The 19,122-nt window shown below is 68.8% G+C and carries 19 protein-coding genes; 12 read left to right on the forward strand and 7 right to left on the reverse strand.

All coding sequences use genetic code 11. The features are described from left to right. Positions 1-87: 87 nt before the first annotated feature. Positions 88-825, reverse strand: a complete 738-nt coding sequence (locus CU254_RS39600) for a FadR/GntR family transcriptional regulator (RefSeq protein WP_009085612.1) — start codon at positions 823-825, stop codon at positions 88-90. 78 nt (positions 826-903) lie between these two features. On the opposite strand from CU254_RS39600, the gene CU254_RS39605 reads away from it, so the two are divergent. From CU254_RS39605 to CU254_RS39640, 8 genes are read left to right on the forward strand one after another with little or no spacing between them, the layout of a single operon-like run. Continuing rightward, complete coding sequence (locus CU254_RS39605) at positions 904-2,394, forward strand: ABC transporter substrate-binding protein (protein WP_009085615.1); 1,491 nt, start codon at positions 904-906, stop codon at positions 2,392-2,394. Then, entirely contained in the window at positions 2,391-3,335 is a 945-nt protein-coding gene (locus CU254_RS39610) for an ABC transporter permease (protein ID WP_009085616.1), read from the forward strand. Before CU254_RS39605 ends, CU254_RS39610 begins: the two co-directional genes overlap by 4 nt. Then, a complete protein-coding gene (locus tag CU254_RS39615) occupies positions 3,335-4,150 on the forward strand; it encodes an ABC transporter permease (protein WP_009085618.1) in 816 nt (271 codons plus the stop codon). The genes CU254_RS39610 and CU254_RS39615 overlap by 1 nt, the downstream gene beginning before the upstream one ends. Further along, complete coding sequence (locus CU254_RS39620) at positions 4,147-4,881, forward strand: ABC transporter ATP-binding protein (RefSeq protein WP_009085620.1); 735 nt, start codon at positions 4,147-4,149, stop codon at positions 4,879-4,881. The genes CU254_RS39615 and CU254_RS39620 overlap by 4 nt, the downstream gene beginning before the upstream one ends. Next, on the forward strand, positions 4,878-5,645 hold the full coding sequence (locus tag CU254_RS39625; RefSeq protein ID WP_009085622.1) for an ATP-binding cassette domain-containing protein: 768 nt from the start codon (positions 4,878-4,880) through the stop codon (positions 5,643-5,645). Before CU254_RS39620 ends, CU254_RS39625 begins: the two co-directional genes overlap by 4 nt. Further along, positions 5,638-7,062, forward strand: a complete 1,425-nt coding sequence (locus CU254_RS39630) for an aldehyde dehydrogenase family protein (RefSeq protein ID WP_009085623.1) — start codon at positions 5,638-5,640, stop codon at positions 7,060-7,062. Before CU254_RS39625 ends, CU254_RS39630 begins: the two co-directional genes overlap by 8 nt. Further along, positions 7,059-7,817, forward strand: coding sequence for an SDR family NAD(P)-dependent oxidoreductase (locus tag CU254_RS39635; protein ID WP_009085625.1), 759 nt, complete (start codon positions 7,059-7,061; stop codon positions 7,815-7,817). Before CU254_RS39630 ends, CU254_RS39635 begins: the two co-directional genes overlap by 4 nt. A gap of 15 nt (positions 7,818-7,832) precedes the next feature. Continuing rightward, the gene (locus CU254_RS39640; RefSeq protein ID WP_009085626.1) at positions 7,833-9,218 is read left to right on the forward strand and encodes an amidase; all 1,386 of its coding nucleotides are present in this window, start codon (positions 7,833-7,835) and stop codon (positions 9,216-9,218) included. Positions 9,219-9,230: 12 nt separating this feature from the next. On the opposite strand, the gene CU254_RS39645 is transcribed toward CU254_RS39640, so the two are convergent. From CU254_RS39645 to CU254_RS39660, 4 genes are read right to left on the reverse strand one after another with little or no spacing between them, the layout of a single operon-like run. Next, complete coding sequence (locus tag CU254_RS39645) at positions 9,231-9,902, reverse strand: DUF4276 family protein (RefSeq protein WP_009085628.1); 672 nt, start codon at positions 9,900-9,902, stop codon at positions 9,231-9,233. Beyond that, positions 9,895-11,013: an AAA family ATPase gene (locus CU254_RS39650; RefSeq protein ID WP_009085629.1), complete on the reverse strand. Its 1,119-nt coding sequence runs from the start codon at positions 11,011-11,013 to the stop codon at positions 9,895-9,897. Before CU254_RS39650 ends, CU254_RS39645 begins: the two co-directional genes overlap by 8 nt. 37 nt (positions 11,014-11,050) lie before the next feature. Next, the gene (locus CU254_RS39655; RefSeq protein WP_009085631.1) at positions 11,051-11,911 is read right to left on the reverse strand and encodes a CoA ester lyase; all 861 of its coding nucleotides are present in this window, start codon (positions 11,909-11,911) and stop codon (positions 11,051-11,053) included. Further along, entirely contained in the window at positions 11,908-12,978 is a 1,071-nt protein-coding gene (locus CU254_RS39660; RefSeq protein ID WP_009085633.1) for a CoA ester lyase, read from the reverse strand. Before CU254_RS39660 ends, CU254_RS39655 begins: the two co-directional genes overlap by 4 nt. A gap of 419 nt (positions 12,979-13,397) precedes the next feature. Here CU254_RS39660 and CU254_RS39665 point away from each other — a divergent pair, with 419 nt between their 5' ends. The 3 genes from CU254_RS39665 to CU254_RS39675 are packed head-to-tail and all read left to right on the forward strand — an operon-like array spanning position 13,398 to position 15,696. Then, positions 13,398-14,060 (forward strand): hypothetical protein, encoded by a 663-nt coding sequence (locus tag CU254_RS39665; protein WP_037718927.1) that lies wholly within the window; start codon positions 13,398-13,400, stop codon positions 14,058-14,060. A 41-nt stretch (positions 14,061-14,101) separates the two neighbouring features. Next, positions 14,102-14,752, forward strand: a complete 651-nt coding sequence (locus tag CU254_RS39670; protein WP_009085636.1) for an SDR family oxidoreductase — start codon at positions 14,102-14,104, stop codon at positions 14,750-14,752. Continuing rightward, complete coding sequence (locus CU254_RS39675) at positions 14,752-15,696, forward strand: ribose-phosphate pyrophosphokinase (RefSeq protein WP_009085638.1); 945 nt, start codon at positions 14,752-14,754, stop codon at positions 15,694-15,696. Before CU254_RS39670 ends, CU254_RS39675 begins: the two co-directional genes overlap by 1 nt. Here CU254_RS39675 and CU254_RS39680 read toward each other — a convergent pair whose 3' ends face one another. After that, positions 15,697-16,998, reverse strand: a complete 1,302-nt coding sequence (locus CU254_RS39680) for a D-arabinono-1,4-lactone oxidase (RefSeq protein WP_009085640.1) — start codon at positions 16,996-16,998, stop codon at positions 15,697-15,699. It abuts the gene before it with no gap. Positions 16,999-17,097: 99 nt separating this feature from the next. Between CU254_RS39680 and CU254_RS39685 the strand changes: the two genes are divergently transcribed. Further along, positions 17,098-18,285, forward strand: a complete 1,188-nt coding sequence (locus CU254_RS39685; protein WP_009085641.1) for an amino acid deaminase/aldolase — start codon at positions 17,098-17,100, stop codon at positions 18,283-18,285. A gap of 106 nt (positions 18,286-18,391) precedes the next feature. Here CU254_RS39685 and CU254_RS39690 read toward each other — a convergent pair whose 3' ends face one another. Further along, positions 18,392-19,051 (reverse strand): TetR/AcrR family transcriptional regulator, encoded by a 660-nt coding sequence (locus CU254_RS39690; RefSeq protein ID WP_009085643.1) that lies wholly within the window; start codon positions 19,049-19,051, stop codon positions 18,392-18,394. Positions 19,052-19,122: the final 71 nt, after the last annotated feature.

The raw sequence follows: 19,122 nt of genomic DNA on the forward strand, positions 1-19,122 counted from the left end.
CCAATGTGGCATTGGGTGCGTCAGACGCACCGAACGCCACATTGGGTGCGTCGCATGCACCCAATGCCACATTGGGATGCTCGCGGCTCAGGTCAGCAACGGAGTGAGCAGCGTGCGCTGGTCCTTCGGCACGTATTCCGCGTAATTGTCATACAGCGCCTGACGCGCCAGCCGCGCCGCCGACTCCCCGTCGGCGGCGCGGATCGCGTTCAGCACCTCTTCGTGGTGCCGCAGCCAGGAATGCATCAGCGTGCCGCGGTCGTTGGCGTGGCTGAGTTTGTCCTCGATCAATTCCAGCACCACGCCACGAACCACTTCGCCGCTGACCACCAACAGCGGATTCCGCGACACTCGGGCAATGACGTCGTGGAATGCGACGTCCGCCCGGCTGAATTCGGCGTATCCGTCCGCCGCGGCCATTCCTTCCAAAGCGACGTCGAGCGCGGTCAAATCCTCGGCCGTCCGCAGTTCCGCGGCCAGCAAGTGCGACGAACCGTCCAGCACCATCCGGAATTGCAGCAGTTCGGCCAGTCCGACGTGTTCCGCGCGCGCCAGCCGGTGCATCGACCGGTGCAGCGCGCCCGGCGACGCGGCCAGCACCTCGGGGCCGCGCGGATCGCCCGGCCGCGACCGGATCAGCTCGGCGGCCTGCAGCACCCGCAGTGCCTCGCGCACGGTCGAGCGGCCGACGCCGAACTGCATCATCAGCTCCCGTTCGCCGGGCAGCCGTTCGCCCGGCTTGAGGCGGCCGCTCACCACGGCCTCCTCGATCTGCTCGACGATCCGCTCGTAGGCGCGGACCGGAGCCACCGGTTCGAACTTCATCTTGACCTCGGTGTCTGCCGGATGCGAGTCTGCCTGTCAGGGTTACTGGTCAGACCAGTGTACTGAGCAGGAGGCGGAATGAAAGCCCGGAGCACTGCGGCGGCACTGGCGTTGCTGCTCGTGACATCCGGCTGCTCGGCAGGCTCCAGCGCGAGTGTTTCCCCAGGTCCGGACACGCTTTCCGTCGGCTACTCGGCGGAGCCGGCCAACTTCGACTTCACCCGTTCCGACGGCGTGGCCATCCCGCAGGCGCTGCTCTACAACGTCTACGAGGGCCTGGTGAAGCTCGATCCGCAGGGCCGGATCGTGCCGCTGCTCGCGAAGTCCTGGACGATCAGCCCGGACCGCAAAACTTACGACTTCCAGCTGCAGCAGGGCGTCAAGTTCAGCAACGGGGCACCGTTCACCGCTTCCGACGTCCAGTTCTCGCTGATGCGCGTGAAGACCGACTGGACGATCTCGATCAAGTCGGCGATGGACGTCGTGGACCACGTCGAGGTCGTCGCGCCGGAGCACGCCCGCGTGGTGCTGTCGAAGCCCAGCAACGGCTGGCTGTTCAGCCTCACCAGCCGGCTCGGCGCGATGTTCAGCCCGACCGGCGTCGCGGATCTGGCGAACCATCCGGTCGGCACCGGGCCTTACGAGGTCGCTTCGCGCCGTCGTGGGGATTCCATTGTGCTGCGGCAGAATCCGCAGTACTGGGGACGGAAACCGGCGTATCGCACGGTGGTGCTCAAGTACTTCGCCGATCCGACCGCGCTCAACAACGCCTTGCTGTCCAACGGAATCGACGTGATCTCCAACCTCACGTCGGCCGATTCGATCCCGCAGTTCCAGGGCGATGACCGGTTCACCGTGCAGCAGGGCACCACGAACAGCGAGGTCACGCTGGCTTTCAACGGCCGTCGCGCGCCGCTGAACGACGTGCGCGTCCGTCGTGCGCTCACCTACGCCATCGATCGGAAAGCCGTGCTGGACCTGGTTTTCAGCGGTCGCGGCACGCTAATCGGCAGCATGGTCCCGCCCACCGACCCGTGGTACGAGGACCTGTCGAAGGTCTATCCCTACGACCCGGCGAAGGCGAAGCAGCTGCTCGCCGAGGCGGGCGTGCACGATCTCAAGCTGCGGCTGCGGATTCCGAACCTGCCGTACGCGGTGTCGGCGGCGCAGGTGGTGCAATCGCAGCTGGCGGATGTCGGCGTCACCGCGACGATCGAGCCGCTCGACTTCCCGGCGGTGTGGCTCAAGCAGGTCTTCACCGACCACGACTTCGACCTCTCGATCATCCAGCACGTCGAAGCCCGCGACATCTCGACGTTCGGAAAACCGAAGTACTACTGGGGTTACGACAACAAACGCGTGCAGCAGTTGCTCGCCGCGGCGGACAGCGGCACCCCGCAGGAGCAGGTGAGCGACATGAAGGAGGTCGCGCGGCAGCTGAACGCCGACGCGGCCGCGGACTGGCTGTTCCTCTTCCCGAACGTCGTGGTCGCCAAGAAGAAGGTGACCGGACTCGCGCGCAACCAGGTCAGCGAGTCCTTCGACCTGACGTCGGTGAGGCCGGCATGACCGCGCGCGTGCTGCGGCGGGTGGCCGTGTTCGCGGTGAGCCTGTTCGTGGCGTCCGTCGTGGTGTTCCTGTTCATGGCGGTGCTGCCGGGCGATCCGGCGCAGGTCGCGCTGGGCGTGAACGCGACGCCGGAGCTGCTCGCGAAGACCCGCGCCGAATTCGGCATCGACCGGCCGCTGGTCGAGCAGTACCTGAGCTGGATGGGCGGGGTGCTGCACGGGGACTTCGGCCGGTCGTACGTCACGCGGGAGGCGATCAGCCCGCAGTTGCTGGACCGGCTCGGCGTCACGTTGTGGCTGGTCGGCGCTGGAATGCTCGTCGCGCTCGTGATCGCTCTGCCGGCCGGCGCGTTCGCCGCCGTGCGGCACCGGAAGGCCAGCGGCGTCGCGGTTTCCGGGCTGTCGCAGGTCGGCGTGGCGATCCCGGCGTTCCTCGCGGGCATCATCCTGGTGCAGATTTTCGCCGTGCAACTGCGCTGGCTGCCGAGCGGCGGATGGACGCCGCCCGACCAGGACGCGGGCGAGTTCCTGCGCGGACTGATCCTTCCGGCGTTGTCGCTCGGCCTGGTGCAGGGCGCGGTGCTCACGCGATACGTCCGCTCGGCGGTGCTCGACACACTCGGCCAGGACTACCTCCGCACCGCCCGCTCCAAGGGTCTCTTGCCTGGTCAGGCACTGTTCCGGCACGGGCTGCGCAACGCGTCCGTCCCGGTCGTCACCGTGCTTGGCCTGCAGCTGACGACGCTGCTGATCGGCGCGGTCGTCGTGGAGCGCGTGTTCGTGTTGCCCGGTCTCGGCAGCATGCTGCTGGACGCGGTCGCGCGACGCGATTTGCTGACCGTGCAAGGGATCGTGCTGGTGCTGGTGGCCGGGGTGCTGCTGGTGAACTTCGTGGTCGACGTGCTGTATTCGGTCCTCGACCCGAGACTGCGGGGGTCCTGATGCGCCGCAACGGAAATCTCCTGCTCGGCGGGATCCTGGTCGCGCTTGTCGTGCTGGCCGCGCTGGTGTCGTTCGTCTGGACGCCGTACGACCCGGTGCAGGTCAACGCGGCGGACCGGCTGCTGGGCTTTTCGGCCGAGCACCTGTTCGGCACGGACAAATTCGGCCGCGACGTCTTCAGCCAGATCCTCGTCGGCGCGCGAACGACGCTGTACGTCGGCGTGGTCGCGGTCGGCATCGCCGCGGTGCTCGGCACCCCGCTGGGCGTGCTGGCCGCGATGGCCCCGCGCTGGCTCGGCGAGTTCGTGATGCGGGTGAACGACCTGGTGCTCGCGTTTCCCGCGCTGCTGCTGGCGATCATGTTCGGCGCGGTGTTCGGCGCGGACACGCTCACCGCGATGGTCGCCATCGGCATCGCGACCATCCCGTCGTTCGCCCGGATCGCGCGGTCCGGCTCGCTGCAGGTGATGGCCAGCGAATACGTGCTCGCGGCGCGCGCGGGCGGCCGGTCGCGGACGCGGATCGCCTGGTCGCACGTGCTGCCGAATATCGGCGGACTGCTGATCGTGCAGGCGTCGGTGTCCTTCGCGATCGCGGTGCTGGCCGAGGCGGCGTTGTCGTTCCTCGGTTTCGGCACGCGGCCGCCGACGCCGTCGTGGGGCCGGATGCTGCAGGAATCGCAGGAACTGCTCACCGCGCATCCGCGGCTGGCGCTCGTGCCCGGCGTCGCGATCGCGGTGGCGGTGCTCGGGTTCAACCTTCTCGGCGACGGTCTGCGCGACCGTCTCGACCCCCGATTGGCGGCGCGGGTATGACGCTGACGGTGGAGAACCTGCGGGTCGCGGACCTGGTGCGCGGGGTTTCGTTCGAGCTGGGCGCGGGCGAGCGGGTCGGGCTGATCGGCGAATCCGGGTCCGGGAAATCGCTCACCGCGCTGTCCGTGCTGGGCCTGCTGCCGGAAGGGCTGTCGGCCACCGGCTCGGTGCGGCTCGACGGCCGGGAACTGCTCGGCGCGCCGGAAAAGCAGCTGTCCCGGTTGCGCGGCAACGGGATGGCGATGGTGTTCCAGGAACCGATGACGGCGCTGAACCCGGCGATGCGGATCGGGCGGCAGGTCACGGAGCCGTTCCGGGTGCACGGCCGGCGCGGGCGTCCGGCGGAGGAACTGCTGGCCGCGGTCGGGTTGCCGGGCGTCGCGCGGGCGTATCCGCATCAGCTGTCCGGCGGGCAGCGGCAGCGGGTGGTGCTGGCGATCGCGCTGGCCAACGACCCGGCGCTGCTGATCTGCGACGAACCGACCACCGCGCTGGACGTCACCGTGCAGGCGCAGATCCTCGGCCTGATTCGCGAGCGATTGTCGGCGGAGAGTTCGCTGCTCTTCATCACGCACGACCTGGCGGTGGTGGCGCAGATGTGCGACCGGGTGCTGGTGATGCTCGACGGGTCCATTGTGGAGCATGGCTCGACCCGGGAGGTCTTGACCGCGCCGAAGCACGCGTACACGCAGCGGTTGCTGGCGGCTTCCGATCTGGAGGGCGCGCGATGATCTCCGTACGGGATTTGGAGCGGCGGTATTCGCGGCGGGACGTGCACGCGTTGCGCGGCGTGAGTTTCGACGTTTCCGCTGGTGAGCGGTTCGGGATCGTCGGCGAATCCGGCTCCGGGAAGTCCACGCTGGTGCGGTTGCTCGCCGCGTTGGACCGGCCGACCGCGGGCACGGTGTCGTTTCAGGGCAAGCGGATCGATTCGCTGCCCGAACGGAAGCTGCGGTTCCTGCGGAACGAAATGCAGATCGTTTTCCAGGACCCGATGGGCTCGCTCGATCCGCGGATGCGCGTGCGGGACATCGTGTCCGAACCGCTCGGCCGCCGGTCGCCGGAGCGCGTCGCCGAGTTGCTGACCGCCGTCGGACTGCCCGAGGACGCGGCGCTGCGGTACCCGCACCAGTTCTCCGGCGGGCAACGGCAGCGGATCTCGATCGCCCGCGCGCTCGCGCCGAATCCGAGCGTGCTGATCGCGGACGAACCGGTGAGCGCGCTGGACGTTTCGGTGCGCGCGCAGATCCTGGACCTGCTGGCCCGGCTGGTCGAGGAGTTCTCGCTGACGCTGATTTTTGTTTCGCACGACCTCGGTGTCGTGCGGCACGTGTGTGAGCGCGTCGCAGTGATGCGGCGCGGGGAGATCGTGGAAATCGGGGCGGTTGACCAGGTTTACGCTGCGCCGGAGCACGAGTACACCCGGGAACTGCTCGCCGCCGCGCCGAATCTGCGGACCGAGCTGGCCCGGTTGAAGGGAGAAACGGATGCCTGACTACCCGGACGGCCTGCCGATCGGTTCCGGCTGGGTGTCCACAGTGGATACCGCGGACGTCGTGTTTCCCTATGACGGCAGCGTGATCGGCACCGCTCCGGTTGGCACCGCTGCACTGGCTACCCGCGCTATTGATGAAGCAGTAACAGTGGCTCGCGAAGTTGCTTCGCTGCCTTCGCGCACTCGCCGGACGTTGTTGAACGACGTGGCTTCGGCAGTGCGCGAGCGTCGGGCGGAATTCGAGCAGCTGCTCGTGCTGGAGACCGGGAAACCGCTGGTCGACTGCCAGGTGGAGGTCGCGCGGACGATCGTCACCTGGGAGGCGGCGGCCGAGGAAGTGTCGCGGCTGCACGGCGAAACCGTGCCGCTCGACCTGCTGCCCTCGGGCGATGGGCTGGTCGGGTTCTGGAAGCGCAAGCCGATTGGGGTGGTCGTCGGCATCGCCGGGTTCAATTACCCGCTGCTGCTGGCTTCGCACAAGATCGCTCCCGCCATCGCGGCGGGCTGCCCGGTGGTCGTGAAGCCAGCGCCGCAAACCCCGTTGGCGACGCTGTGGCTAGTGCACCTGGTCCGCTCTTGCACCGAGCTTCCCGCGATGGTCCAGCTGGTCACCGGAGACGCTTCCGTCGGCTCGACGCTGGTCACGGATCGGCGGATCGGCGCGGTGTCCTTCACCGGCTCGGCCGCCGTCGGCCATCAGATCGCCCGCGCCGCCGCGCCGACGAAAACCCTGCTGGAGCTGGGCTCGAACGCGGCGCTGGTGGTCGCCGAGGACGCCGACCTCGACGCCGCCGCGGATGCCGTGTTGCGCGGCGGGTTCTACGCGTCCGGACAGGCCTGCATTTCGGTACAACGGGTGCTGGCAGTGTCGTCCGTGGCCGCGGAGTTCACCGACAAGGTGCTCGCGCGGCTCGGCGAGGTGACTGTTGGTGACCCGCGTTCTGCCAGCACGAGGGTGTCCGCACTAATCGACGAACGCTCGACCGCCCGGGTCGCGGAGTGGGTCGACAAAGCGATCGCGGCGGGTGCCCGGCTGCTGGCCGGCGGTTCGGTCCGCGACGGAATGTTGGAGCCGACGGTGCTCGCGGACGTCCCGGACGGCGTCGAATGCTGGGACGAGGAGATCTTCGGCCCGGTCGTCTGCCTGCGCACAGTGTCCGATGTGGACGAAGCATTCGCCGCGGTCAACGCGTCGCGGTACGGCTTGCACGCGAGCGTGTACAGCCGCTCGCTGAAGACCGCGTTCCGCGCGCTGGACGAGCTGGAGGTCGGCGGGGTAGTGGTGAACGAGGTGCCGGGTTTCCGGTCCGACACGATGCCATACGGCGGGGTCAAGGACTCCGGGATCGGCCGCGAGGGGCCGCGATTCGCGGTGGAAGAGATGACCGTGACCAGGATGGCGGTGCTGCGCCCGTGAACTACGCCGGACTGTTCCGCATGGACGGCCGCCGCGCCGTCGTGCTCGGCGCGGGCAGCGGGATCGGCCGCGAAGCCGCCCGCGCGTTGGCCGCGCACGGTGCGTCGGTGATCTGCGCGGACCGTGACGTCGCCGCCGCGCGGGAGACCGGCGTCGGCGAGGCGTACGAGATCGACCTGCTCGCTCCCGGTGCCATCGCAGCCGCCGCAGACGAACTCGGCCCGCTGGACGCCGTGGTGTTGACCGCCGCCACGAACGTCCGGAAACGCCTGCTGGACTACACCCGCGAAGAGTTCGACCGCGTGGTGGAGCTGAACCTGGGCGTTGCCTTCGAGGTGCTGCGCGCGTTCGGTGCGCCGATGGTCGCGCAGGGCCGGGGAAGCATCATCGGCTTCTCCTCGATCCGCGGTACCACTGTCGAGCCCGGCCAAGGCCCGTACGCAGCAACGAAGGGCGGCCTAGTGCAGCTCTTCCGCACCGCGGCCGCTGAGTTCGGGCCGTCCGGCGTACGCGTCAACGCCATCGCCCCTGGCGTGGTCGAGACACCGTTGACCGCGCAGATCAAAGCGCGCCCCGACTGGTACGACGCCTACGCCCAGAAGGGCGCCCTCGGCCGCTGGGCGCGCGCGGACGAACTGGCCGGCGCTGTCGTGTACCTCGCTTCGGACGCGTCGTCCTTCGTCACCGGCTCCGTCCTGGCCGTCGACGGCGGCTGGACCGCGGTCGACGGCCGCTTTGACCCACCCGCTTCGTGAATCGGAGGTTCCGCGATGACCGAATTGGCCGACCTGACCGCTAACGAGCTGGTAGCCGGGTACCGCGCGCAGACGTTCTCGCCCGTCGAAGTCACCGAAGCCGTCCTCGCCCGCATCGACGCTCGCGAACCCGAACTGTGCGCCCTGTACGCGTACGACGCCGCTTCAGCCCGCGAAGCAGCGAAGGCGGCCGAAGCACGTTGGCACGCCGGTGAACCCTCCGGACCCATCGACGGTGTCCCTCTGACGCTGAAGGAAAACATCGCTTCGGTCGGTGTACCCACGCCCCTCGGGACCGCCGCTACGGCGTTGACGCCCGCTGCCGCCGACGCCCCTGCCGCGGCGCGCGTACGCGAGTCAGGCGCAGTACTGCTGGCGAAGACGACCATGCCCGACTACGGCATGCTCACCTCCGGCCTCTCGAGCTTCCACGCCGCTTCGCGCAACCCGTGGGACGTCACGCGCACCCCCGGCGGCTCCAGCGCCGGTGCCGCGACCGCAGCCGCCGCGGGCTACGGCCCCTTGCACGTAGGCACCGACATCGGCGGCTCCATCCGCCTCCCCGCCGGTTGGTGCGGTCTGGTCGGCCTGAAACCCAGCTTCGGCCGCGTCCCGGTCGACCCGCCCTTCCTCGGCCGCGTCGCCGGACCCCTGACCAGGACCGTCGCCGACACCGCCCTGCTGATGAGCGTCCTGGCCCAACCTGATTCGCGGGACCACCTGAGCCTGCCGCCCGCTTCGATCGACTGGCTTTCCCTGACTGGCTCGCTGTCCGGCCTGCGCGTCGGCCTGCAACTAGACCCCGGCGTCGGCCTCCCCGTCGCCCCGGAGGTCGCCGCCGCGGTCACCGCCGCCGCCGAGTTGTTCTCTGCTGCTGGCGCGACCGTGGAACCCGTCGCCCCGTTCCTGACCCGCGAACACCTGAACGGCCTGGACACCTTCTGGCGAGTCCGCGCCTGGTCGGACCTGGCCGCGCTGTCGGAAGACCAGCGCGCGAAAGTCCTGCCGTACATCGCGGAATGGGCCGCCGGGGGAGCGGAAGCGTCCGGTGTGGACACTTACCGAGGCTTCGCCGCCATCGACGCGATCAGCGTGGCTGCCCTGCGCGCAACCGAACCGTACGACGTGGTGCTTTCACCGACCTGCCCGGTGCTGCCGCCGCCCGCGGAATGGCCGTCCCCGACGAACGACCCGTCGCGCCCGTTCGAGCACATCGCGTTCACGGTGCCGTACAACATGTCCGGCCAGCCCGCGGTGTCCCTGAACTGCGGCTACACCCCGGAGGGGTTGCCGATCGGACTGCAGATCGCGGGCCGTCGGTTCGCCGACCTGGAGGTCCTCCAGATCGCCGCGGCTTACGAGAAGCTGCGCGGGGAACAGCGTCCTTGGCCGGTCAGCTGAGCGGGTTTCCGCTCAGCGTTTTGCCAGCTCTTCAAGCTTGCTCAACCACAAGTCGAAATGAGGGCACTGGCTCTTCAGCCCAGCCACACCGAGTTCGGCGATCGCCAGCGGGCCTTCGATCACTTTCTGGTAGCCGGCGCAGTAGCGAATGAGGCGTTTTGACGGTGCCGTTTTCGTGCCGCCATTGACCAGTTCCGGACCGCCGGCGGCGGCGCAGTCGGCGCGAAGCTGATCGGCCAGTCGCGGTTCACCCCTCAACTCGCTCAGCTGCTCGGCCGCCGCGAATACCCAGGATTCGAGCTCGTGCAAGACCAGGTGAGGGAGAAAGCGTCGGTCGGGGACGGCCGCCGCGATCGCGCGCTCGACGTGCTGCACTTGAGTGTCGGCCGGGCCTGCCGGAAGGCTCGAAACTCCTGGTGCATCGGCGGGAAAGCCGTAGAAATCGAAGATCGTGGTCAAAGCGGTGAGGGACTTCTGGCCGAGCAGGTGCTGGATCTCCCGGTGGATCTTCACCCAGGACGAAACGCCGCCGCGGTGCGTGACCGACGAGGTCTGTGTTCGCACGACAGACACGGTGACGGTTGTCCAGCCAGCCTCTCGCAAATGGTCGACCAGGAGTTCCTGCGCGACTGTCAGCTCCGACTGCCCTTCGACCGACAAGTGGAGGCGCTTCGGGTCAGTCATTCAGGACGCTGCCCCTCGACCCCGGTTGTCCGCCGATGAGGTTCTTCTCCCACAGTTCGCCAAGCGAGTAATCCTCGAGCCAGGTCCGCAACGCGTCGGGGTTCGGCTTCCCGAAGGAAGAACTGCCGTCGTGTTGTTCGACCACGATGAGGTCGTCGACGGTGAACTGGTTCATGAGCGTGACCGATTGCGTGGCGATCAGTACCTGGCTTTGCGCCGCCGCTCGTCGAAGCATGTCCGCCAGCACGACGATCGCGTACGGGTGCAGGCCGAGTTCCGGTTCGTCCAGGACCACCAGCCCGGGAAGCCGCGGCTGCATCAGCAAGGTGGCCAGGCAGACGAACCGCAACGTTCCGTCGGACATCTGCTCGGCGGAAAAGATCCCGTCGAGTTCTTTGTGGACCCAGCGGAGCCGGACTCGGTCGGTTCCGTATTCGTCGTCGAGAACGAAGTCCTTGAAAAACGGGGCGACCAGGCGGATCGTGCTGGTGATGCGACGGTAGGCAGCTTTGTCTTCCGAACGGTCGCTGCGTTGCAACCGCAGGAGAACGGGCGCGAGGTTGGCGGCGTCGTCTCGAAGTGCGAGGTTGTCCGCTGTCGGCGCTTGCCGTTTGACAGGCGCGTCGCGGCTCGTGTCGTCGAAGTGATAGACCCGGCAGCCCTTGAGCACAGCGTGAATGAGTTCCGCGGCCGCGTCGTGCTCGTCAACAGCTTGTTCGAGGCGTGACTCGCGATGCCCCTGGCCGAGTTCACGCCGGTAAGGCAATTCGGGAGCGGTCTTGCTGATCTCCTCCAGATCGAAGATCAGCTCGTCGTTGGCCGCGGGCACGAGTCGAATGCGGTAGCTCGCTGCCGACAGGTCGAGAGTCAGCCCAATGCTGGATTGGGAGCTTCCCTTGTAGCTCATTTCGGCGGCTCCGCCATGGAGCCCGACGTGCAACCCGAGGTCTCCGTCGACAATGCTGCTCAGCAGACCCAGTGCCTGGATGAAGTTGCTCTTGCCCGCGCCGTTTGCCCCGACCAGCACATTCATGCTGCCGAGAGGCACCTGTGCCGAACGGATCGAGGTGAATCCCTCGATGGTGATCGCGCTGAGCGAGTGCCGAGCCATGCGCATACTGTACGGGCGCAGACCTGTGATCAGCCCGTTACTGCGCCCCGATCGCCTCCGCCAACGCCAGCACCCGCCGGGCGTTCTCCACGTGCAGGTTCTCGATCATCCGCCCGTCCACAGTCACCACGCCGCGTCCCGCAGCCGAGGCCTCCTCGAACGCCGCGATGATCCGCCGTGACCGGTCGATTTCCTCCTCCGACGGCGCGAAGATCCGGTTGCACGGCTCCACCTGCGAAGGATGGATCAACGTCTTCCCGTCGAACCCGTACTGCCGCCCCTGCAAGCATTCCGCTTCGAAGCCTTCAGCGTCCTTGACGTCGTTGTAGACCCCGTCCAGGATCACCTTCCCCGTCGCGCGCGCGGCCAGCAGGCACAGCGAAAGCCCGCCCAGCAACGGTCCCCGGCCCGGCACGAACTCCGCGTGCAGTTCCTTCGCCAGGTCGTTCGTGCCCATCACCAGCACGGTCAACCGCTCCGAGGCGCTCGCGATCTCCTCCGCGTGCAGCATCGCGATCGGCGTCTCCACCATCGCCCAGATCTTCGTGTGCTCCGGCGCTCCGCCGAGTTCCAGCGCGCGCTCAATGTTGTGCACCTCGGCCGCCGAGTTCACCTTCGGCACCACCACGGCAGCCGGGCCGGCGGCAGCGGCGGCGCGCAGGTCGGCGTCGTGCCATTCGGTGTCCAGGCCGTTGACCCGGATCGTCACCTCGCGCGAGCCATAAGTACCGACCGCGGCGCAGACCCGTTCCCGCGCGGCTTCCTTCGCGTCCGGCGCGACGGCGTCTTCCAGGTCCAGGATCAACGCGTCCGCGGGAAGAGTCTTCGCCTTCTCCAGCGCGCGTTCGTTCGCGCCGGGCATATACAGCACGGACCGCCGCGGGCGGAGTTCGGTCATGACTGGATCTCCTTCGTCGCGGCGTCGTACGCGGCGGCCAGTTCGGGGTCGGTGGCGGCCAGTTCGTCAGCGAGTTCCACGACCACCCGGCACTGCTTGACCGAGGCGTCGTCCTGCATTTTCCCGTCGATCATCACCGCGCCGGTGCCGTCGCCCATCTCGGCGATCACGCGGCGGGCCCAGGCCACGTCGGCGGGGGACGGCGAGAAGACCTTCTTCGCGATGTCGATCTGCACCGGGTGCAGGCTCCACGCGCCGACGCAGCCGAGCAGGAACGCGTTGCGGAACTGGTCCTCGCAGGCCACCACGTCGCGGATGTCCCCGAACGGCCCGTAGTACGGAAGGATGCCGTTCATCGCACACGCGTCGACCATCCGCGCGACCGTGTAGTGCCACAGGTCCTGCTGATACGTCGTGCGGCCCTCGGTGAGATCCTCGCCGACCGGGTCCGTGCGCACCAGGTAACCGGGGTGCCCGCCGCCGACGCGGGTCGTCTTCATCCGGCGGCTCGCGGCCAGGTCGGCCGGGCCCAGCGAGATGCCCTGCATGCGCGGCGAGGCGCCAGCGATCTCCTCGACGTTCGCGACGCCGCTCGCCGTTTCCAGGATCGCGTGCACCAGCAGCGGTTCCGTCAGCCCGGCGCGCGCTTCCAGCTGCGCCAGCAACCGGTCGACGTAGTGAATGTCCTGTGCGCCTTCGACCTTCGGGATCATGATCACGTCGAGCTTGTCGCCGATCTCGGTGACCAGCGTGATCAGGTCGTCGAGCACCCACGGCGAGTCGAGGCTGTTCACCCGCGTCCACAGCTGCGTGCGGCCGAAGTCCGTCGCCTTCGCGATCGACACCAGCCCGGCGCGCGCCGCTTCCTTGCGGTCGGCGCGGACCGCGTCCTCGAGGTTGCCGAGCAGCACGTCGGTCTTCTTCGCGAGGTCAGGGACCTTCGCGGCCATCTTTTCGTTGCCCGGATCGAAAAAGTGGATCATGCGCGACGGCCGCACCGGGATCTGCCGCGGCGGTTGCGGCGCTCCGACGGCGAGCGGGGCGAAGAAGTCCTTCGGCGAGCGCATCCTGGTCCTCCCGGCGGGTACTTGACCGACGGGTAACCCTAAACCGGAGACGCGAACCCCCGCTGCGGCGAAGCTCACCCGCCATCCGGGTGACGGCCGTGACCAGCGAAAGTCCACTGTGGAACCGGATCGATTAGGCCGATCGGAGTAAGACGCTGGGCCGCCTGCCCTGCCCCGCGAGGGGCGGCGCGACACCCAGGGGAAGCGCTCCGTGCGCACCACTCACCCCCGTCTCACTCGGTTGGCCGCACGGTCGGGCTGAAGTCGAACGACCGCCTACCGACCGGTCACCGACCGCTGAGCGCCGCCGATCGCACGCGGCCGGGCAACCCGGAGACCTCGCGACTTTGCCCTGGTACTCAGTTCATGTACCGGTTTTCGCCGGTACGCGGGATCAGGTGCTTGAAGGAGGCGGACTCGTGGCGGCTACCCCACAGAACACCGAGCGCTCGACGGTCGCCGGCGGTGCGAAGCGCAGCCGGACGACGGCGAGCCGGGTGCTGCCGCCGATCGAGCTCCCCGCGAGCGTCGACGAGCTGGCGCGCAAGGCCGCGGCCCTTCTGGGCTGGAACGGCGTGGTGCTGCCCGCGACGACGCTGCTCGGCCGCAAGGTCAGCATCGTCGCGAAGCTCAAGACCGACGTGCACGCGGAGCGGATCGCGATGGGTGTCGGTCCCGTCGCCGATCGGGCCCTCGTCGACACCTGGACCTGGCCAGAGCTGGCCGCGACCGCACCCGCGCCGGCCGCCGAGATCATCGGCGTCCTCGCGGTCGCCCGGCACTGGCGGACCGCGATGGCCTCCGCGGTGCCCTTTTCGCGCTACGGCGAGGCCGCGATGGTTCTGCCATCGCCTGCCGTGCTGACCGACGACTACGTGACGAACTGCCTGCCGCGCGCCCGCGCCTACGGCCTCGCGGTCGTCACCGCCGACCCGTACGCCACCACCGACCTCGACCTCGACACCCACCACGACCGGGTGCTGCTGCAGGAGGACCCGGTGTCGCGCTGGGTCAACGAGATGGCCTACGACCTGCTGCTGCGCGAGGACTCCGACGCCCCGGTCCCCGCCGAGGCGGACTGAAGCACCGGCGTCGGCCCTCGCGCGGCGATAGAGTCGGGCGCATGCGAGTCGTCATCGCTGGCGGACACGGCCAGATCGCCCTGCACCTGGAAAAGCTGCTCGCGCAGCGGCACGACGCGCCGGTCGGCATCGTGCGCAACCCCGAGCACGAGGCCGACCTGACCGCGGTCGGCGCCGAAACGGTCGTGCTCGACCTCGAAAAGTCCGATGTGGACGCCGTCGCCAAGGCGCTCGAAGGCGCGGACGCCGCGGTGTTCTCCGCCGGTGCCGGTCCGGGCAGCGGAGAGGGCCGCAAAGACACTGTCGACCGCGGCGCGGCGGTCCTGTTCGCCGACGCGGCGGAGCGGGCGGGCGTCCGCCGGTTCATCCAGGTCGGTTCGATCAACGCGGACAAGGCGGACGACCCCGGCCACGACCCGGTTTTCGCCGCCTACCTGCGGGCCAAGCGCGCCGCTGAGGAAGACCTCAAGGCCCGCGACCTCGACTGGACGATCCTGCGCCCCGGCCGCCTGACCAACGATTCCGGCACCGGCCAGGTGAAAATCGCGGAGCACGTCGGGGGCGGCGAGATCCCGCGCGAGGACGTCGCCGCGGTGCTGCTGGCGCTGCTCGACGCCCCGGCGACCGCCCGGCGCACGCTGGAACTGGTCTCCGGCGACGATTCCGTCGCCGACGCGGTGTCCCGGATCTGATGCGCGACATCGCGGTCTTCAGCGGCAGCGCGCATCCCGAACTCGCCGCGGAAATCTGCGCCAACCTGGGCGTCCCGCTGCTTCCGGTGGAGATCGACCGGTTCGCCAACGACTGCCTCCAGGTCCAGCTCCAGGCCAACTGCCGCGAGCGCGACGTCTTCCTGATCCAGCCGCTGGTCAAACCAGTGCAGGAACACCTGGTCGAGCTGCTGCTGATGCTCGACGCGGCCCGTGGCGCCTCGGCCGCGCGCACCACCGTCGTGATGCCGCACTATTCGTACGCGCGCTCGGACAAAAAGGACGCGCCGCGGATCTCCATCGGCGGCAGGCTGGTCGCCGACCTGATGGTCACCGCGGGCGCGAACCGCGTGCTCACCATGACGTTGCATTCGCCGCAGGTGCACGGGTTCTTCAGCGTTCCGGTCGACCATCTGCACGCGCTGCACGAGCTGGCCCAGTACTTCCGGCAGTACGACCTCTCGGAAACCACGGTCGTGTCGCCGGATCTGGGCAACGCCAAGGAAGCCGCGCATTTCGCCCGGTTGCTCGGCACGAAGGTCGCGGCCGGCGCGAAACAGCGGTTCGCCGACGACCGCGTCGAGATCACGTCGGTGATCGGCGAGATCGCCGGACGCGACATCATCGTGCTCGACGACGAGATCGCGCGCGGCAGCACGGTGCTGGAACTGCTGGACCGGTTGCGGGAAATGGGCGCGCGGACGATCCGGGTGGCCTGCACGCACGGGCTGTTCGCCGACGGCGCGCTCAAGCGGATCGGCGGCCAGGAGGACGTGCTGGAGATCGTCTGCACCAACACCGTGCCGGTGCCGGTCGAGGAACGCACGGAGAAACTCCGGATCCTGTCCATCGCCCCGGCGCTGGCCGAGGCGATGCGGCGAATCCACAATGGAGAGTCGGTCAGCTCGCTGTTCGAACCGAACTGATCAGACGGTTCCCAGGACCCGGTCGAGGTAGGTGTTGGCGAATGTCCCGGCCGGGTCGCATTCCTTGCGGATGCGCAGGAAGTCGTCGAAGTGCGGGTAGCGGGTGCGGAGCACGGACGCGTCGAGGTCGTGCATTTTGCCCCAGTGCGGTCGTCCGCCGACCTGGCCCGCGATGTTCTCGAACGCGGTGAAGTACTCGCGGTAGGGCATGCCGAGGAACTGGTGGATCGCGATGTAGGCGGAGTCGCGGCCGTGCGCGGTGGACAGCCAGATGTCGTCGGCGGCGGCCACGCGCACCTCGACCGGGAACGCGACCGGGTCTTTCAGCCGCGGCACCGCCGCGCGCAGTTCGGCCAGCACGTCGAGCACGGATTCGCGCGGGACCGCGTATTCGGATTCCACGAACCGCACCCCGCGGTGGGTGACGAACACGCGGTGCGACAGGTCGCTGTACTCGCGCGGCGAGGACACCTGGGAGGCGAACGCGCCGAGCGGGCGGACCAGTTTCGGCACCGCGCGCCCGAGCCGGCACAGGCCGCCGAACGCGACGTTCTCGGTGAGTTCGTAGTCCACGAACTGGCGCAGGCGGGACAACGGTTTCCGCGCGGCGTCCAGCGGCAGCCGGTTGTTGCGCTTCACCAACGCCTTGCTGCCGTAGGGAAACCAGTAGAACTCGAAATGGTCGTTGCCCGCCGCGTTGTCGTCGAACCCTTCCAGGACCTGCTCCAGCGGCTCCGGGCGTTCCTGCGCGGAGAGCACGAAGGACGGTTCGCACTGCAGCGTCACCGTGCTGATCACGCCCACCGCGCCGAGACCGACGCGGGCGGCGTGGAACAGCTCCGGACGCTCGTCGGCCGCGCAGCGGACCACCGAACCGTCGGCGAGGACCAGTTCCAGCGCGACGATCTGGGTCGAGATCCCGCCGAACCGCGCGCCGGTGCCGTGCGTGCCGGTGGAAATCGCGCCCGCGATCGTCTGCGCGTCGATGTCGCCCAGGTTCGTCATCGCCAGCCCGAGCGCGTCGAGCGCCGCGTTGAGAGCGCGCAAAGTGGTGCCGGACCGGACCGTGACCTGCTGGTTCTCCAGGTCGGCGCGGGCGATGCCGGTCCACCCGGTCAGGTCCAGCGCGTCGGAATCGGCGGCCGCGATCGCGGTGAACGAATGCCCGCTGCCCCACGCGCGAACCCGGCGCCCGGCTCCGGAAATCCCGTGCACGACCTCGGCGATCTCGGCCGTGCTGCGCGGCCGGTGCACCCGCTGCGGGGTGGCCTTGGCCGTTCCGGCCCAGTTGCTCCACGTCATTGCGGCACCTGTTCTTCGCTGGAAGGTTCCCACGATAGATGCCGGAACCGTAAGTGAATAGTATTCGCGTTTCAAGCGTTGTTGTCGTACCGTAAGTGCGTGACCACCTCAGCGCACGGGTACGACCTCGCGACGAAGGACCTCGATCCGCCGCTCGCGATCGTCGACCTGGACGCCTTCGACGCCAACGCCGACGACCTGCTGCGCCGGGCCGCGGGCAAGCCGATCCGGGTGGTCAGCAAGTCCGTGCGCTGCCGGGCGCTGCTGGAGCGAGCGCTCGCGCGAGACGGCTTCGAAGGCTTGATGTGCTACTCGCTCGCCGAGGCAGTTTGGCACGCTGAGCTGGGCACTTCCGACGACATCGTGGTCGCGTACCCGACCGCGGACCACGAGGCGCTCCGCCGGCTGGCGGCGAGCGAACGCGCTCGGGCGGCGGTCACGATCATGGTCGATTCGACCGAGCACCTCGACCTCGTCGACGCCGCGCTCGGCCACGGCCACCCGGACATCCGCGTCTGCCTCGAACTCGACGCGTCCTGGCGTCCGCTGCCCGGCGTCCACGTCGGCACCAGGCGTTCGCCGGTGTTCAAACCGGCGAACGCGGCCGCGATCGCGCGCCGGATCGTGACGCGGCCGGGCTTCCGGCTGGCCGGGATGATGGCGTACGAGGGCCAGATCGCCGGACTCGGCGACGCCGCCGGGAAAGGCCTGCAGAACCGGATGGTCGGTTGGATGCAACGCCGTTCCGCGGCCGAACTCGCGCGCCGCCGCGAGGCAGCGGTGCGGGCCGTGCGCGAGGTCGCCGACCTGGAGTTCGTCAACGGCGGCGGCACCGGAAGCATCGAGACCACCGGCGCGGAGGACGTGGTCACCGAAATCGCCGCCGGTTCCGGATTCCTCGCGCCGACGCTGTTCGACGGCTATTCGCACTTCCAGCCGCGCCCGGCCGCGTTGTTCGCGCTGCCGGTGGTGCGCCGTCCGGCGAAGAACGTCGCGACGCTGTACTCCGGCGGCTACATCGCCTCCGGCCCCACCGGTCCGTCGCGCGAACCGTCGCCGTACCTGCCGGAAGGCTTGCGCCTGCTGGGTTTCGAGGGCGCCGGTGAGGTGCAGACGCCGGTGACCGGCGAGGCCGCGCGCACGCTCCGGCTCGGCGACCGGGTCTGGCTGCGGCACGCGAAGGCCGGGGAACTGGCCGAACGATTCCTGGCCTACCACCTCGTCCGCGGCAGCCAGGTGGAGCGCACCGTCCCGACCTATCGCGGCGAAGGCCGCAACTTCGGCTGAGCACCCGCCACAGACCGCCCCAATGTGGCATTGGGTGCATGCGACGCACCGAACGCCACATTGGGTGCATCTGACGCACCCAATGCCACATTGGGGGCGCGAGGGGTCAGTCGCCGAATTTGCTGGCCAGATACCCCTTCACCACGTGCTTGGCCTCGGCGACGATCCGCTCGTCCCCGTTCGGGTCGCGGCGGAAGGCCAGCTTCAGCAGCGCGTCCGCCGTTTCGTTGGCGATCGCGATGGCGAACCGGAGTTCGTCGGCGGGCCGGTCGACGTGCCCGCGCAGGATTTCGACCAGCGAATCCGCGATGACCGAGTTGTTGTCGCGGTCGTCGGCCAGCAGCCGGACGTCGATCACGTCTCCGAAGTGGACCTTCGAGAATCCCGGCACCTCGCGGTGCATCCGCAGGTAGATGTCGAGCACCGAGTCGACGATGTTCCACCAGTGCTCGGGGCTCAGCTGCTGCAGCCGCTCGTTCACCGCGGCGACGAACCGCTCCAGGTTCCGCTGCGTCAGCGCCTGCACGACCGCGCGTTTGTCCGGGAAGAACTGGTACAGCGACCCGACCGCGACGCCCGCGCGTTTGGCGATCAGCGTGGTGGTGAGCGCGTCGTAGCCCAGCTCGTCGATCAGCTCGGCGCTCGCGTCCAGCATCTGTTCCACCCGCCGGGCGCTGCGTTGCTGAACCGGTTTTCGCCGCAGCGGGGTGGGTTCAGCCTGGGTCTCGGCCACGTCGTTCCTCGGAGTCTCTCGCGATTCACTCATCTGATCTGGGACTTTAGCGCCCCGAGGGGCTTCCCCCGAGACGAGTGACGACCTAACATATGAGAACTTTT

It is taken from the genome of Amycolatopsis sp. AA4 (genome assembly GCF_002796545.1).
In the GTDB taxonomy this organism is placed as follows: Bacteria; Actinomycetota; Actinomycetes; order Mycobacteriales; family Pseudonocardiaceae; genus Amycolatopsis.

Bases quoted from the DNA above. Each gene is read 5' to 3' on its own strand.
- CU254_RS39600 (WP_009085612.1), bottom strand. From the start codon at position 825: ATGAAGTTCGAACCGGTGGCTCCGGTCCGCGCCTACGAGCGGATCGTC.
- CU254_RS39605 (WP_009085615.1), top strand. From the start codon at position 904: ATGAAAGCCCGGAGCACTGCGGCGGCACTGGCGTTGCTGCTCGTGACA.
- CU254_RS39610 (WP_009085616.1), top strand. From the start codon at position 2,391: ATGACCGCGCGCGTGCTGCGGCGGGTGGCCGTGTTCGCGGTGAGCCTG.
- CU254_RS39615 (WP_009085618.1), top strand. From the start codon at position 3,335: ATGCGCCGCAACGGAAATCTCCTGCTCGGCGGGATCCTGGTCGCGCTT.
- CU254_RS39620 (WP_009085620.1), top strand. From the start codon at position 4,147: ATGACGCTGACGGTGGAGAACCTGCGGGTCGCGGACCTGGTGCGCGGG.
- CU254_RS39625 (WP_009085622.1), top strand. From the start codon at position 4,878: ATGATCTCCGTACGGGATTTGGAGCGGCGGTATTCGCGGCGGGACGTG.
- CU254_RS39630 (WP_009085623.1), top strand. From the start codon at position 5,638: ATGCCTGACTACCCGGACGGCCTGCCGATCGGTTCCGGCTGGGTGTCC.
- CU254_RS39640 (WP_009085626.1), top strand. From the start codon at position 7,833: ATGACCGAATTGGCCGACCTGACCGCTAACGAGCTGGTAGCCGGGTAC.
- CU254_RS39645 (WP_009085628.1), bottom strand. From the start codon at position 9,902: ATGACTGACCCGAAGCGCCTCCACTTGTCGGTCGAAGGGCAGTCGGAG.
- CU254_RS39650 (WP_009085629.1), bottom strand. From the start codon at position 11,013: ATGGCTCGGCACTCGCTCAGCGCGATCACCATCGAGGGATTCACCTCG.
- CU254_RS39655 (WP_009085631.1), bottom strand. From the start codon at position 11,911: ATGACCGAACTCCGCCCGCGGCGGTCCGTGCTGTATATGCCCGGCGCG.
- CU254_RS39660 (WP_009085633.1), bottom strand. From the start codon at position 12,978: ATGCGCTCGCCGAAGGACTTCTTCGCCCCGCTCGCCGTCGGAGCGCCG.
- CU254_RS39670 (WP_009085636.1), top strand. From the start codon at position 14,102: ATGCGAGTCGTCATCGCTGGCGGACACGGCCAGATCGCCCTGCACCTG.
- CU254_RS39675 (WP_009085638.1), top strand. From the start codon at position 14,752: ATGCGCGACATCGCGGTCTTCAGCGGCAGCGCGCATCCCGAACTCGCC.
- CU254_RS39680 (WP_009085640.1), bottom strand. From the start codon at position 16,998: ATGACGTGGAGCAACTGGGCCGGAACGGCCAAGGCCACCCCGCAGCGG.
- CU254_RS39690 (WP_009085643.1), bottom strand. From the start codon at position 19,051: ATGAGTGAATCGCGAGAGACTCCGAGGAACGACGTGGCCGAGACCCAG.